Here is a 13277-nt window from a genome sequence, read left to right as displayed (position 1 = left end):
ACTATTCTCCGCCCGGTGCCGCGTCAGCCGCGGCTACTTGCAGCAGCAAACCCTTGCGCCCCACCACCCGCACCCGCTGCCCGGGTTGCAGCGGCGTCGCGCTAAGCACTTGCCATCGTTCTCCTTGCAGATGAATCCAGCCGCCATAGGCGTTACCGGTCTGCAATGACGTCACCGCCGTCACGCTGCCGAGCAGCCCGGCATCACCGCTGACGATGTCGCGCGGTCGTGTCTTCATGGCGTGAATCACCAGGTAGATCAGCAACAGCGCGCTGACCAGTCCCAGGCCGATCATCAACGGCACGGGCACTTCGGTATTGGACAGGATCACCGCGCCGATCACGAACATCACGATGCCGCCCAGGCCGATCACACCGTAATTGGGCAGGGCCGCCTCGGCGATCAGGAACGCAATGCCGAAGGTGATTAACCAGATCCCGACGGGGTTGGGCATCAGCACCACAACCGTGTCGGCGGCGCAGACTGATCCGCTCAACGCCAACAGCAACGCAACTGCACAGCAACGGGTGTTCACTTGACCCTCCGGGAGAGTCGTGGAGTGGCTCTGAATACAGTTTAGTTGAGCCTCGGCCGGTATGAATTTTGCTCAATTACCGTCGGCAGCCGATGAGCGGATTTCCCACCGGAACGCGCTGACGGGCCTAGACTTTTACTACGCAAGCCAAGCTTTAATCATCGTCCGCAAGCGATCATGGCGGACACCGAGGTGCATCATGCGTATGGCAAGAACCGTGCAGCGAAGCCTGGAAAAGGCTCAATGCGAATATGACATCGTCAGCCACCCACACTCGGCCAGCAGCCTTGAAACGGCGCGGGTCGCAGGTATTCCTGCCGAACGGGTGGCCAAATCGGTGATCCTCGACGATCACCATGGGCATTACCTGATGGCCGTGTTGCCCGCCAGCCGCCACCTTGACCTGAGCAAAGTCCGCAGCAGCGGTGAGTGGCAGGTTTCCCGCGAAAGCAACCTCGCGCACCTGTTCGATGATTGCGAACGCGGTGCCGTACCGGCGCTGGGTGAGTCCTATGGGTTGGAGGTGGTCATCGATCCGCTGCTGACCCGGCAAAAAGACATCTATCTGGAGGCCGGAAACCACGTCAACCTGGTGCGCATGGACATGCCCGAGTTTCTGAAAATGGTGCCGCATGCCGAGGTGCGGGAATTGAGTCATTGAGTTTTGTTTCGTCAATGCTGACGTCATCGCGGGCAAGCCCGCTCCCACAGGAACTGCGATAAATCTGTGGGAGCGAGCTTGCTCGTGATGACCGCGCAGCGGTCCTTGAATTGGTCCCCAGGAGTTCGACATGGAAAGCCCGACCCACAACCTTCCATCCCTGTTCAAACAACTCGGCCTGCCGGACGACGCCGAAAGCATCGATAAATTCATCGCCACCCATTCACCGCTCAAACCGGAGCTGCACCTTGCGGATGCGTTTTTCTGGAGTCCGAGCCAGGCGGAACTTCTGCGGGAGGAGATTCTCGATGACGCGGATTGGGCCGAGGTGGTGGATCAACTGGATGTGATGTTGAGGAAGGGGCGGGGGGTGTAAATAACTGATAGGCGGCGGTCCGCCGAGGTTGCTCTGACCACAATAATTGACCAGAATTAAGACCTTATTTGAGGTCTTAATTATGCAAAGTGTTTTGGCTGATATGGCTGTCAGCGTGTCTGAACTAAAGAAAAACCCTTCTGCCGTTTTGAATGGCGCCCATGGAGGGCCCGTCGCAGTGCTCAATCACAATCGTGTCATGGGCTACATGGTCCCGGCAGATGTTTTCGAGGCCATGGTGGAGCGTCTCGACGATTTGGAGTTGGCGGAAATCGTGCGTTCTCGTCGTCATGAAACGCCAATTCCGGTAACGCTGGATGACCTATAAGCTCGAATTTCTGCCATCTGCACGCAAAGAGTGGGACAAGCTGGGGCATACGCTGCGTGAGCAATTCAAAAAGAAGTTGGCCGAACGGCTCGAAATGCCTCGAATCCCGTCTGACTCACTCCATGGCATGCCCGACTGCTACAAAATCAAATTGAAGTCATCTGGCTACCGACTCGTCTACGAGGTGATAGATGAGCGCGTTGTCGTTTCTGTCGTTGCAGTAGGAAAGCGGGAACGAAGTGAAGTGTACGAGCGTGCCAGGAAACGTTGATGGTTCTCGGCAGGTCGCTGTTACGCAATTGTTTCAAAACTTGACGGAAAATCCCCTCCAATGCGATATTGATAGTTAGCAAACTAACAGTGTGTATTTTCCCTCGTGCCGAATAACCTTGCCATTCTCCAGATGAACATCAGCAGCGCCATGGTGGTGGCCGCCAGGCATTGGCGCAAAATCTGCCAGACCACGCTGGCCAACTATGGAATCTCCGAAGCCTGCGCCGTTCCGTTGTTGATGATCGGGCGGCTGGGCGAGGGTGTGCGCCAGGTGACGGTGGCCCAGGCAGCAGGGATGGAGAGCCCGTCGCTGGTGCGCCTGCTCGATCAGTTGTGCCATGGCGGCTACGTCTGCCGCACCGAAGATGCACAGGACCGCCGCGCCAAATGCCTGAGCCTGACCGAAACCGGTCGGGAGCTGGTGCAGGCGGTCGAAGTGGAACTGGTGCGCTTGCGCCACGAAGTCCTTGAAGGCATTGACCAGAGTGATCTGGAAGCTACGCTGCGGGTACTGAGAGCATTTGAAGCGGCCACGCCGCCATCGGTGGCCAACTCTTGAGCGGATTTTTCTCTGGCATGCCCCCGGCGCGGGACTGGTTCTACGGAGTCCGCACCTTCGCCGCATCGATGATCGCGCTGTACATCGCCCTGCTCATGCAAATGCCGCGTCCGTATTGGGCGATGGCTACGGTGTACATCGTTTCCAGTCCGTTTCTCGGTCCTACCAGTTCCAAGGCGCTGTACCGGGCGGTCGGCACTTTTATCGGCGCTGCTGCTGCGGTTTTGTTCGTGCCGATGTTCGTGCAGAGCCCCTACGTGCTGGTGGTGGTGATTGCGCTGTGGACCGGGACGCTGCTGTTTCTGTCCCTGCATTTGCGCACGGCCAACAACTACGCCTTGATGCTCGCCGGTTACACCTTGCCGCTGATCGCCCTGCCGGTGGTGAACAACCCGCTGGGGGTGTGGGACGTGGCCGAAGCGCGGACCGAAGAAATCTTTCTGGGCATCGCCGTGGCGGCGGTAGTGGGCGCCATGTTCTGGCCCCGGCGCCTGGCGCCGGTGTTCAATGATTCGGTGAGCAAATGGTTTACCGATGCATCGACCTACAGCCTGCGCTTCCTCAGCCGCAACGTGCAGCCTGAAGAGGTCAGCGCGTTGCGGGCATCGATGGTCGCTACCTTCAACTCCCTGGAGTTGATGATCGGCCAGTTGCCCCACGAAGGCTCGCGTCCGCAGACGGTGCGCAACACCAAGGAATTGCGCGGACGGATGATTCACCTGCTGCCAGTGATCGATGCCCTCGACGATGCGCTTTACGCCCTGGAACGGCGCACCCCCGAGCTTGTGGACAAGTTCGCGCCATTGCTGACGGCCACCACCGAGTGGCTCGAGCACAAGGATGCCGACCTCGCCCGCTGGCAGGCACTGAAGGATAAACTCGAGGCCCTGCAACCGGCTCCCGAAGCGCTGGATGACCGCAAGCAACTGCTGTTCTCCAACGCGATTTACCGTCTCGGCGAGTGGATCGATTTGTGGCAGGACTGCCGCAGCCTGCAATACGCCATCCAGTGCGAAAGCCAGGACAACTGGCGCGCGGTGTATCGGCATTGGCGACTGGGGCGGCTGTCCCCGTTTCTGGATCGCGGCCTGATTTTTTATTCCGCTGCTTCCACCGTCACCGCGATTATCGTCGCTTCGGTGCTGTGGATTCTGCTCGGCTGGACCGATGGCGGCAGCGCAGTGATCCTGGCGGCGGTGGCGTGTAGTTTCTTTGCCTCGATGGACGACCCCGCGCCGCAGATTTACCGGTTCTTTTTCTGGACGGCGATGTCGGTGGTGTTCGCCAGCCTTTATCTGTTTCTGGTGCTGCCCAACCTGCATGACTTTCCGATGCTGGTACTGGCGTTTGCCGTGCCGTTCATTTGTGTCGGCACCCTGACGGTCAAGCCGCAGTTTTACCTGGGCATGCTGCTGACTCTGGTCAACACCTCGTCCTTCATCAGCATTCAGGGCGCTTACGACGCGGACTTCCTCAGTTTCGCCAACTCCAACCTGGCCGGCCCCATGGGGTTGCTGTTCGCGTTCATCTGGACCCTGATCGCCCGGCCGTTCGGTGCCGAACTGGCAGCCAAGCGCCTGACCCGTTTCAGCTGGCGTGACATTGTCGGCCTCTCCGAGCCGGCCACGTTGTCTGAGCATCGGCTTCTGGGCATACGGATGCTCGATCGGCTGATGCAGCATCTGCCGCGCCTGGCCATGACCGGCCAGGACTCCGGCGTGGCGCTGCGGGAAGTGCGGGTGGCGCTGAATCTGTTGGACCTGCTCGCTTATACGCCGCGGGTCCTTGGTGTGCCGCAGGTGCTGCTGCGCCAGGTGGTGGCCGAGGTTGGCGAGTACTTCAAGGCCTGTCTCAAGGCCGGTGAGCGCTTGCAGGCACCGAGCCCGTTGCTGATGACCCTCGACCGCACGCGTCGCGCCCTCAGCGGTGCCGGCGATGATGAAACCCGTCGGCATCTGCTGCACGCCCTGAGCGGCCTGCGTCTGGCACTGTTGCCCGGCGTCGAATTCGTCGGTTCCGCCGAGCCCGAAGAACCGCTTCCCCATGGCATTGATGGAGCGCCCTTATGATCGGTGACCTGGATCTGAGCGGGGTATTCCTGCCCACGCTGCTGGTGCTGATGGGCATTACGTATGTGTTGTACCTGTTGGTGCACGGGGTGCTGACGCGCCTGCACTTTTACCGTCTGGTCTGGCACCGGGCATTGTTCAACGTGGCCCTCTACGCCTTGCTGCTTGGCGCCGTGGACTCACTCAGTCGATACCTGATGACATGAAAAAACCGTTTCTAACCCTGGGTCGCGTGGTGTTGACCCTGCTGATCGTGAGCTTCGCCGTGGTCGTGGTCTGGCGCATGGTGATGTATTACATGTTCGCGCCCTGGACCCGCGATGGGCACATCCGCGCCGACATCGTGCAAATCGCGCCGGATGTCTCCGGGCTGATCCAGCAAGTGGAGGTGCGCGACAACCAGTTGGTCAAGCGCGGCCAGGTGCTGTTCAGCATCGATCCGGACCGCTTCAAGCTGGCCCTGCGCCAGGCGAAAGCGGCCGTCGCCGACCGTGAAGAAACCCTGGCCCAGGCCCAGCGCGAGGCGAAGCGGAACAAGGGTCTTGGCAACCTGGTGCCGGGTGAGCAACTGGAAGAAAGCCAGTCGAAAGTGGCTCGCGCCCAAGTGGCGTTGATGGAAGCCCAAGTGGCGGTGGACAGCGCGCAGCTCAACCTCGACCGCTCGGTGATCCGCAGCCCGGTGGACGGCTACGTCAACGACCGCGCGCCACGGCCCCAGGAGTTCGTCAGCGCCGGGCGGCCCGTGTTGTCGGTGGTCGACAGCAACTCGTTCCACATCGACGGCTATTTCGAAGAAACCAAACTGAACGGCATTCATATCGGCCAGAGCGTCGACATCCGGGTGATCGGCGACAATGCACGCCTGCGCGGGCATGTGGAGAGCATCGTCGCCGGTATCGAAGACCGCGACCGCACCAGCGGCAATAACCTGCTGCCCAACGTCAACCCGGCCTTCAGCTGGGTGCGGCTGGCCCAGCGAATTCCGGTGCGGATCGCCTTCGATGACGTGCCGGATGATTTCCGCATGATCGCCGGGCGCACCGCCACGGTATCGATCATCGACGATCAGCAACGGGAGCCGGCGCAATGAGCAAGGCCTCGGGTTTGGCGGTCGCCGGATTAGGTTTGCTGCTGTCGGCGTGTCAGGTGGTCGGGCCGGATTATCATCTGCCCGAAGAGGCGGCTGTCCATCGTCCAGACTTCCAGGGCGATCTGGCGGTCGACGGTAAAACGGTGGTGTCCGCGCCGGTGCCGGCCGATTGGTGGCGCCTGTACAAGGACCCGCGACTCGACCAGTTGGTGCAGCAGGCCATGGCCTCCAACACCGATTTGCGTGTGGCGGCGGCCAGCCTGTCGCGGTCTCGTGCACAGGTTGATGAGGCCGAAGCGGCGGGCGGCTGGAGCGGCGGCGTGCAGATGGGCGCCCAGCGCTTGCAGGAGTCTGGCCAGGCATTCCTGCTGCCGGAAAAAGTGCCGGTGGCCAACATCGGCGATATCGGCATCAGCGCGTCGTACCAGTTCGACCTGTTCGGCACCTTGCAACGCGGTATCGAAGCGGCCAAGGCCAATGCCGATGCGACACAGGCAGCTGCCGATACTGCACGCATCACCGTGGTGGCCGACGTGGTTCGCGCCTACACCCAGGTGTGTGCAGCCAATGAAGAGCGGGAAATCGCCCAGCATTCCCTCGACCTGCAAGCCCAGAGCACCACGCTGATCCAGCGCTTGCGCGATGCCGGGCGTGGCGACGAAACCCAGGTCACCCGCTCGCAGACCCAATTCAAATCCCTGCGCGCCGACATGCCGCGCTATGAAGCGTCGCGCCAGGCCGGGCTGTACCGCTTGTCGATGTTGCTGGCCAAGCCGGTGGACCAACTGCCGGCCGGCACCGCCACCTGCGACGAGCTGCCAAAAATCGCGCAACTGGTACCGGTGGGCGATGGCGCCGCGTTGCTCAAGCGTCGTCCCGATGTACGGCAGGCCGAGCGTCGGCTGGCGGCCGCGACGGCCGGTATCGGCGTCGCCACGGGCGAGCTGTACCCGAACATCAGCATCGGCGCGACCATCGGTACCGTCGGTATCCTAGACGATCTCGGCGACCCGTCTACCAATCGCTGGGGCTTCGGTCCGTCGCTGACCTGGAACGTGCCGACCAACGGCGCCCGGGCGCGCATCCGCGAAGCCGAAGCGGTGACCCAGGCGACACTGGCGCATTTCGACGGGGTGGTGCTCAATGCCATTCGCGAGACCCAGACCGGTCTTGCCCAGTACACGGCATTGCTGCAACGCCGCGATGCACTGGCCGATGCCGAGCAATCGGCAAAACTGGCGGCCGACCAGACCCACCGCTTCTTCCAGGCCGGCCGCGCCTCGTTCCTGGCCGACCTGCAAGCCACTCGCACCTACATCGACGTCACGGCGCAGCTGGCGGCCGCTAACACCCAGGTTGCCGCCAGCCAGATCGATTTGTTCCTCGCCTTGGGCGGCGGTTGGGAAAGCGGACGAACGCAAGCGTCGAACTCCGGCAAACCCTGAGGCCGTTGCTATGCTTTGAAGTGTTGGAGGGGCGCCCGGTGCAAAAGCGCTCTTTCTTCGCACAAGGCTCGCGCAGGTCAGGGGGAAACCAATAATGAAAAACCCTTATGCTCTCGGCTTCTGGTGCGCCATCGTGGCGTTGGTGCTGCTGTCGGCCACCTATTTCTACGGCATCATGCTGGCCCACCAGATCGACAAGGCCATGGCGTTCCTCGACAGTGCCGCCGCGCTGATTGCCGTGATGTCCATTGCGGTGGTGGCCTGGGCCTCGGTCCAGAATCAACGCATCAAGAAAAGACAACTCGAACAGGGCAAGACCCTGGTCCTGATCTGGGACACCAAGGTGGCGTTGCGTCGTGTCGAAACGGTGTTCGACCGCTATTTCTGGGGCAGTTACTGGCAACCGGGGCGCACCTTTCAGGAAGTCATGGGCGAATTGACCGGCACGCCGCTGGAAAAAAGCCTCGAGAGCCTGAAAAAACAGTGCCTGGCGCTGGACCGGCAGGTAGCTGACGACGGCCGGCACTGGCTCAGCAATGCCCGCGAACTGGCCGATGTCGCCACGGCCATGGCCCGCGAACGCTATCAACTGGACGTCTGCGACCCGCGCGCGGAAGTGACGGGCGGGGCGGTGATCAACCGTGACTTCGAAGTGCTGGTGTACACCTGGACTGCGCGGCTCAAAAGCTTTGATCATCAGCTGGATGAGATTGAAGTCCAGTATTCCTGAGATATCGATATTGGCTGTACCTACGCCTTCGCGAGCAAACCCGCTCCCACATTGGAATGCATTCTCATGTGGGAGCGGGCTTGCTCGCGAAGGCGATTGCATAGGCACAAATAATCCCCAACCCTGTGAACAACCCCAAGACACTCTTTCACCTTTAATCATTGGGCCGTTCGTCGCCCCTGGTGCTAATCTCCATTCCACTTTCAGCACAGTCGAGCCGCAACCCGTCATGGGTTCAGGGAAGACGACCTCACTTTCAACAACGGACACTGAACGGGTCATACATGAATAAATCAGCAGGCGTGCTACTGGGAATTGTTGTCGCAATCGGTGCCATCAGCGCAGGCGGGGCCTGGTTCACCAGCACCAGGATCGAAGGTGTGCTGAACACCTCGATTGCCGATGCCAACAAGGAACTGCAGGCGGCGATGGTTGGTTCCAACGGCACGGCGTCGCTGGAGCTGGTGTCGCTGGAGCGTCATGTATTCAGCAGCACCGCGCACTATCGCCTCAAGGGCGAAGGCGAAATGTTCGGCGAAGCGCCGGTCGAGTTGCTGTTTGTCGATCACATCGAACACGGCCCGTTGCCATTCTCGCGCCTGATGTCGCTCAAGTGGCTGCCGGTCCTGGCGACCAGTCACTACGAGCTGGAAAAGACCCCGTTCACCGAGAAGTGGTTTGCCGCCGCCAAGGACAAGTCCCCGCTGACCGGCGTGGTCAATATCGGCTATGACAACGCTACCAATGGCACCTTCGAGTTGCAGCCGCTGGAAATGGCACTGGATGACAAGTCGAGCATGAAGTTCTCCGGCTTGAAAATGGACGTCGACGCCAGCGCCAAGGCGCAGAAGGTCAAGGCCAACGGCTACATGGACAGCCTGAAGGTGACCACCGTGTCCGAAGACCAGACGCCGGTGCAGGTTGAATTCAATGGCCTGACCCTGGCCAGCAACCTGACAAAAAGTACCTACGGTTTCTACACCGGCGAAAACGTCGTTGAACTGGCCAGCGGCAAATCGACTTTTGGCGTCAAGCAGTCGGTGCTGGACTTCAAGAAATTCGAGATGAAAAACCTGACTGAAGAAAAGGGCAGCAACGCCTCAGGGCGTGCCGATTACAAGGTTGGCGAAGTGTCCCTGAACGGCAAGACCATTGGTTCCGGTTCGCTGGCCATGAGCCTGAAGAACCTCGACATTCCGGCGACCCTGTCGTTGATGCAGATTTACCAGAGCAAACTGCAGCCGTATGAAAGGGCTGTGGCCGAAGCAACGGCGGCCGGTCTGCCGGCACCGGAGCTGAAACTGACCGAAGCCGAAGAGGCGCTGCTCAAGTCCAGCCTGGAAAAACTGCTGGCGGCCGGACCACAAGTGGCCCTGGAAAACCTGTCGTTCAACACCGCCAACGGTGAGAGCCGCGCCAACATGGTGCTCGACCTGACCAAGCCACAAGCTATCGATCTGCCGACCGATCAGTTGGTCAAACAGCTGATCGCGCTGCTGGACTTCAAGCTGCAAGTGTCCAAACCCATGCTGGTCGATGTGCTCACCGTGCAATCGCAAATCGACGGTCAGACCGACGCCAAGCTGATTGCCGATCAGGCCACCGCCACCGCGGACATGTTCAGCAGCATGGCGGTCGGCAGCCAACTGGCAAAACTGGACGGCAATAACATCGTCACCAACCTGCGTTACGCCAACAATCAAGTGGACTTCAACGGCCAGAAAATGACCGTCGAAGAGTTTGCCGGTTTTGTGATGAGCAAGTTTGCGGATGCTGGCGCCACCGAATAACGGCGCCGTTTACCCTGCAACGCCCGGCCTCTGCATCGCGCAGGCGCCGGGCGTTTTGCTGTCTGGCATTTCTAGGGAACGTCACGGATCAGGCGCCATGCCTCTTCCCATGGCAGCGGTTGTTTCATCCGCTCGGCGAGCATCGCCATTGCCCGGTCCATCTCGCAGGCTACCGCCGCCGACACCACGCCGTTTTTTCCGAACAGGCCTATGAACGGCGGGTTGTAAGGGTCGCCCTTGAACTCGACTTCGTCCCAGGCCTCGGAGTGGCCGAGGTAGTCATAGGTTTTACCAAAATGCCAGGTCCAGAAAAACGGCACGTCGAGGTAATGCTCGTCACCGCCCAGCATATTGGCCGCGGCGATCCGCGCCTGCTGTTGGGCCAGTCGCCAGTGTTCAATGCGCAGGTATTGGTTGTTCAGCGGGAACGTTGCGATATCGCCAGCCGCCCAGAGACCGTCGGCCACGCGCATTGCGCCATCGACATGCAGCGAGTGATCCTGCTCCTTCGGTAACCCGGTAAAGGCCGCCGTGGCTGGCGTCACGCCGATGCCGACCAGCACCAGATCGGCCGCCAGGCGTTGGTCGTTGTCCAGGCGCACGGCTTCGACCTTGTCCGTCCCTTCGATCTGTACTGCATTGCCCTGGGTATGAAACACGACGCCATGGGCTTCATGTCTTGCGCGAATGGCCTTGCCGACCGTGTCGCCGAACTGTTTGGCAAGCGGCACCTCATGGCGGGCCAGTACGGTCACGTGCAGGCCAAGCTGGCGCAGGGACGAGGCGGATTCCATGGCAATGAAGCTGTCGCCGATGATCACCACCCGCTGGCCGGCGCTGGCGCTGTCCAGAATCTGCTGCGCATGGGCTTTGGAGCGCAGGACGAACACTTGCGGCAGGTCGGCGCCGGGCAGCGTCAGCGGGTTGGGCACGCCGCCGGTGGCCAGCAGCGCGGCGTCGTATGTCAGTGATTGGCCGTCAGTCAGCCGCAGCGTCCGGTTTGGCGCGTCCAGGCTTGCCACTTCGCCTCGCAGGCGTTCGATCCGCTGCTCGCGGTAAAAATCCTCGTCGCGCAGCGGCGGGACTTCGTTCAGCGGCATCTCCCCGGCGATCACGTATTTGCTTAGCGCCGTGCGGTCGTATCCGGCATCGGCTTCGCGGTCGATCAACAGTAACCGGCCGCCGAAACCTTTCTCGCGTAAACATGCTGCCGCCGCCGTGCCTGCCGCGCCGGCGCCGACAATGATGAAGGTTCGTGGATCGTCGGCCGGTGGCGCGTGGGCGTCCGGCATCGGCTGGTCGCCGACCCAGATGTCGCCGTCACGGACTTCAAGGGGATAGCGCTTGAGGCTGTCCAGGGCTGGGGGTTCGCACAGCCCGCCATCCTCGACCCGAAACTGCGCCTTGTGCCATGGACACGTCAGGCGCCCGTGGCATATCGCGCCGTCCGCCAGCGGGGCTCCGGCATGCGGGCATTCGGCCTGATACGCGCGCAGTTGTTCGCCGGCCCGCAACAGCAGAATCTTGCTGTCCTGGACCTGCACTTCCAGACCCCGGTCTTCGGGCACATTGGCGACACGCGCAACGCGATGCAGAGTCATGATTGCTCTCCAGACAGACGTTTCACTTATGAGTCTGGTACTTATCGCGAGGTTCAGCCAATTGCCCCTGCCACGGCGTGAACGGTCCGGCTATAGTTTGCACGCCGACGACGGCCCAACACGTACAAGGTGCTCCGGTATGCCCCGATTGACCTCAATGAACCCTTGGCTTGCGGCCTTGGCAGTCGCCCTGTGCGTGCAGTTCCCGGCGCAGGCCCAGGAACGTTTCACCCTGAACATTCCTGGAGTCTCCGATGACCGCCTGTTCACGTCGGCCGCCGCCAGCGACTCCGCGGGCTGTGGCGGGCATAACATTTCCCCGGCATTGAACTGGAACGCCGGCCCGGCAGCCACCCAAAGCTACGCCATCGTCATGCACGACCCTGACGGCCAGCAGGGCCAGGGCATCGATCAGTGGGTGCATTACGGCATCAAGGCCGGCACCCACCAGATCCCGGCCGGCGCCGGGAGCAAACCCGGCCTCGAGGGCGTCGCCGGTACCAACAGCAAGGCAACCACCGGCTATGTCGGCCCTTGCCCGCCCGTTGGCGACAGCGCGCACCACTACATCATCCAGATCTACGCTCTGGATCTGCCCCCGGACGCCTTGCCCGCCGGCCTGACCCGCGCGCAACTGCTGGACAAAATCAAAGGCCACGTCCTGAAAAACAGCAGCGTGGTGCGGCGCTATCACCGCTAAAGGCTGATTGCCCCAGCGGATTTGCAGAAAACTGAAGTGCGCGGCATTCCGGGGATTTGGCATCCACCCCCGAAAACGCGCACTATCAGTGCTATAGCCGATGCGTTGGAGGATGCCGTGGCAAAAAAAATCGACCGCATCGCCCAAATGCTCAACTGCCCGCAAAAGGGTGAAGAACTGCGGCGAGCGATTACCGAGAGTCGCAAGGATTTTCTGCTGAATCAGCCGGAAGAGGATGTTGTTGAAGACGACGACCTTGAAGAGGAGTTTTTCGAGGGCGACGAGGACGATGATGAGTACGACGAATTCGACTGGACTACAGAATGAAAAAAACCGCTTCGGCGGTTTTTTTGTGGGCCAGGACAGCACCGGTCGGAGACTCGTAGACCCCCATGCTGAAAATGGCACACTATCAGGTACTTTTTTACGTACCTTTGGAGCCGCCATGGAGCAGCTACTTGCAAGTCGTTCGGTCAGCATCACCGAGCTCAAGCGCAGCCCGAGTACTGTAATCGAGCAAGCCGGTTCCGAGCCTGTTGCCGTGCTCAACCACAACCGTCCAGCCGCCTATCTTTTACCGCACGCGGCCTATCAACAGCTGCTGGATCGGCTGCACGCTGCCGAACTTCGTGAAGCCATTGCGGCGAGCCGCAACGATCCGCGTCCGGCCGTCGCTGCCGATACAATGTTTGCCGAGCTTGATGCGCTGATTGATGAGGTAGAAGCAGAGCAACACCGTCCATGAGGCAAGTGCTTTTCTCTGCATCGGCACGGGACGATCTGCTGCAAGTCGCTCGTTTTATCGCCCGGGACAATCCTGAACGGGCCCGGACGTTTGTGGGCGAGCTACGCATGCAGTGCGCGCGATTAATCGAACAATCGAATCTGGGTGTTTCAAGAGACGATTGCGCCAAGGGATTGCGAATGCTTCCCCATGGCCGATATCTGATCTTCTACTGTTTGGCGGACGACGAAATCAAGGTCGAACGCGTGCTGCATAGCGCGAGAGACATTGGCCGGCTGTTTGAAAAAAACAGCATTGATCATTAGGCGCGAAGCTTGCAATCACCCACAAAAAAGCCCCAGACCCATAAGGCCCGAGGCTTTCTTGTAACAGCGG

Annotated in this window: 17 protein-coding genes; 15 read left to right on the top strand and 2 right to left on the bottom strand. The window is 60.7% G+C overall.

The window, feature by feature from the left end; translation table 11 throughout:
- Position 1: 1 nt before the first annotated feature.
- Positions 2–535, bottom strand: a complete 534-nt coding sequence (locus KW840_RS13335) for an NfeD family protein (protein ID WP_218495481.1) — start codon at positions 533–535, stop codon at positions 2–4.
- Positions 536–734: 199 nt separating this feature from the next.
- Here KW840_RS13335 and KW840_RS13330 point away from each other — a divergent pair, with 199 nt between their 5' ends.
- From KW840_RS13330 to KW840_RS13280, 11 genes are all read left to right on the top strand, one after another.
- On the top strand, positions 735–1196 hold the full coding sequence (locus KW840_RS13330; RefSeq protein WP_007975646.1) for an aminoacyl-tRNA deacylase: 462 nt from the start codon (positions 735–737) through the stop codon (positions 1194–1196).
- A gap of 130 nt (positions 1197–1326) precedes the next feature.
- Complete coding sequence (locus KW840_RS13325) at positions 1327–1572, top strand: DUF2789 domain-containing protein (protein WP_015092958.1); 246 nt, start codon at positions 1327–1329, stop codon at positions 1570–1572.
- Positions 1573–1654: 82 nt separating this feature from the next.
- Positions 1655–1900, top strand: a complete 246-nt coding sequence (locus tag KW840_RS13320) for a type II toxin-antitoxin system Phd/YefM family antitoxin (protein ID WP_079246689.1) — start codon at positions 1655–1657, stop codon at positions 1898–1900.
- A complete protein-coding gene (locus tag KW840_RS13315) occupies positions 1890–2171 on the top strand; it encodes a type II toxin-antitoxin system RelE/ParE family toxin (RefSeq protein ID WP_057399135.1) in 282 nt (93 codons plus the stop codon). Before KW840_RS13320 ends, KW840_RS13315 begins: the two co-directional genes overlap by 11 nt.
- 132 nt (positions 2172–2303) lie before the next feature.
- On the top strand, positions 2304–2732 hold the full coding sequence (locus tag KW840_RS13310) for a MarR family winged helix-turn-helix transcriptional regulator (RefSeq protein WP_046040691.1): 429 nt from the start codon (positions 2304–2306) through the stop codon (positions 2730–2732).
- Complete coding sequence (locus KW840_RS13305; RefSeq protein WP_218495478.1) at positions 2729–4801, top strand: FUSC family protein; 2073 nt, start codon at positions 2729–2731, stop codon at positions 4799–4801. Before KW840_RS13310 ends, KW840_RS13305 begins: the two co-directional genes overlap by 4 nt.
- Entirely contained in the window at positions 4798–5007 is a 210-nt protein-coding gene (locus tag KW840_RS13300; RefSeq protein ID WP_007987399.1) for a DUF1656 domain-containing protein, read from the top strand. Before KW840_RS13305 ends, KW840_RS13300 begins: the two co-directional genes overlap by 4 nt.
- Positions 5004–5891: an HlyD family secretion protein gene (locus KW840_RS13295; protein ID WP_218495475.1), complete on the top strand. Its 888-nt coding sequence runs from the start codon at positions 5004–5006 to the stop codon at positions 5889–5891. Before KW840_RS13300 ends, KW840_RS13295 begins: the two co-directional genes overlap by 4 nt.
- Complete coding sequence (locus KW840_RS13290; protein ID WP_218495473.1) at positions 5888–7336, top strand: efflux transporter outer membrane subunit; 1449 nt, start codon at positions 5888–5890, stop codon at positions 7334–7336. The genes KW840_RS13295 and KW840_RS13290 overlap by 4 nt, the downstream gene beginning before the upstream one ends.
- A 94-nt stretch (positions 7337–7430) precedes the next feature.
- Positions 7431–8066 carry a hypothetical protein gene (locus KW840_RS13285; protein WP_057712526.1) on the top strand — a complete coding sequence of 212 codons (636 nt, stop codon included), beginning with the start codon at positions 7431–7433 and terminating at the stop codon, positions 8064–8066.
- Between the two features lie 284 nt (positions 8067–8350).
- Positions 8351–9856 (top strand): YdgA family protein, encoded by a 1506-nt coding sequence (locus KW840_RS13280; protein ID WP_218495471.1) that lies wholly within the window; start codon positions 8351–8353, stop codon positions 9854–9856.
- Between the two features lie 71 nt (positions 9857–9927).
- On the opposite strand, the gene KW840_RS13275 is transcribed toward KW840_RS13280, so the two are convergent.
- The gene (locus KW840_RS13275; protein WP_218495469.1) at positions 9928–11457 is read right to left on the bottom strand and encodes an FAD-dependent oxidoreductase; all 1530 of its coding nucleotides are present in this window, start codon (positions 11455–11457) and stop codon (positions 9928–9930) included.
- Positions 11458–11596: 139 nt separating this feature from the next.
- Here KW840_RS13275 and KW840_RS13270 point away from each other — a divergent pair, with 139 nt between their 5' ends.
- The 4 genes from KW840_RS13270 to KW840_RS13255 are packed head-to-tail and all read left to right on the top strand — an operon-like array spanning position 11597 to position 13207.
- Complete coding sequence (locus KW840_RS13270; RefSeq protein WP_218495467.1) at positions 11597–12157, top strand: YbhB/YbcL family Raf kinase inhibitor-like protein; 561 nt, start codon at positions 11597–11599, stop codon at positions 12155–12157.
- Positions 12158–12193: 36 nt separating this feature from the next.
- Entirely contained in the window at positions 12194–12484 is a 291-nt protein-coding gene (locus KW840_RS13265) for a hypothetical protein (RefSeq protein ID WP_371318456.1), read from the top strand.
- A complete protein-coding gene (locus KW840_RS13260) occupies positions 12450–12902 on the top strand; it encodes a type II toxin-antitoxin system Phd/YefM family antitoxin (RefSeq protein ID WP_256353276.1) in 453 nt (150 codons plus the stop codon). The genes KW840_RS13265 and KW840_RS13260 overlap by 35 nt, the downstream gene beginning before the upstream one ends.
- Positions 12899–13207: a type II toxin-antitoxin system RelE/ParE family toxin gene (locus tag KW840_RS13255; protein ID WP_218495465.1), complete on the top strand. Its 309-nt coding sequence runs from the start codon at positions 12899–12901 to the stop codon at positions 13205–13207. The genes KW840_RS13260 and KW840_RS13255 overlap by 4 nt, the downstream gene beginning before the upstream one ends.
- Positions 13208–13277: the final 70 nt, after the last annotated feature.

This window comes from Pseudomonas sp. PDM30, from assembly GCF_019218985.1.
GTDB classification, from domain to species: domain Bacteria; phylum Pseudomonadota; class Gammaproteobacteria; order Pseudomonadales; family Pseudomonadaceae; genus Aquipseudomonas; species Aquipseudomonas jessenii.
The sequence above is the reverse complement of the archived record's forward strand: the minus strand, read 5'-3'. Positions and strand labels throughout refer to the sequence as shown.

Bases quoted from the DNA above. Each gene is read 5' to 3' on its own strand.
- KW840_RS13270 (WP_218495467.1), top strand. From the start codon at position 11,597: ATGCCCCGATTGACCTCAATGAACCCTTGGCTTGCGGCCTTGGCAGTC.
- KW840_RS13325 (WP_015092958.1), top strand. From the start codon at position 1,327: ATGGAAAGCCCGACCCACAACCTTCCATCCCTGTTCAAACAACTCGGC.
- KW840_RS13310 (WP_046040691.1), top strand. From the start codon at position 2,304: ATGAACATCAGCAGCGCCATGGTGGTGGCCGCCAGGCATTGGCGCAAA.
- KW840_RS13295 (WP_218495475.1), top strand. From the start codon at position 5,004: ATGAAAAAACCGTTTCTAACCCTGGGTCGCGTGGTGTTGACCCTGCTG.
- KW840_RS13275 (WP_218495469.1), bottom strand. From the start codon at position 11,457: ATGACTCTGCATCGCGTTGCGCGTGTCGCCAATGTGCCCGAAGACCGG.
- KW840_RS13285 (WP_057712526.1), top strand. From the start codon at position 7,431: ATGAAAAACCCTTATGCTCTCGGCTTCTGGTGCGCCATCGTGGCGTTG.
- KW840_RS13330 (WP_007975646.1), top strand. From the start codon at position 735: ATGCGTATGGCAAGAACCGTGCAGCGAAGCCTGGAAAAGGCTCAATGC.
- KW840_RS13320 (WP_079246689.1), top strand. From the start codon at position 1,655: ATGCAAAGTGTTTTGGCTGATATGGCTGTCAGCGTGTCTGAACTAAAG.
- KW840_RS13290 (WP_218495473.1), top strand. From the start codon at position 5,888: ATGAGCAAGGCCTCGGGTTTGGCGGTCGCCGGATTAGGTTTGCTGCTG.
- KW840_RS13280 (WP_218495471.1), top strand. From the start codon at position 8,351: ATGAATAAATCAGCAGGCGTGCTACTGGGAATTGTTGTCGCAATCGGT.
- KW840_RS13315 (WP_057399135.1), top strand. From the start codon at position 1,890: ATGACCTATAAGCTCGAATTTCTGCCATCTGCACGCAAAGAGTGGGAC.
- KW840_RS13255 (WP_218495465.1), top strand. From the start codon at position 12,899: ATGAGGCAAGTGCTTTTCTCTGCATCGGCACGGGACGATCTGCTGCAA.
- KW840_RS13300 (WP_007987399.1), top strand. From the start codon at position 4,798: ATGATCGGTGACCTGGATCTGAGCGGGGTATTCCTGCCCACGCTGCTG.
- KW840_RS13260 (WP_256353276.1), top strand. From the start codon at position 12,450: ATGAGTACGACGAATTCGACTGGACTACAGAATGAAAAAAACCGCTTC.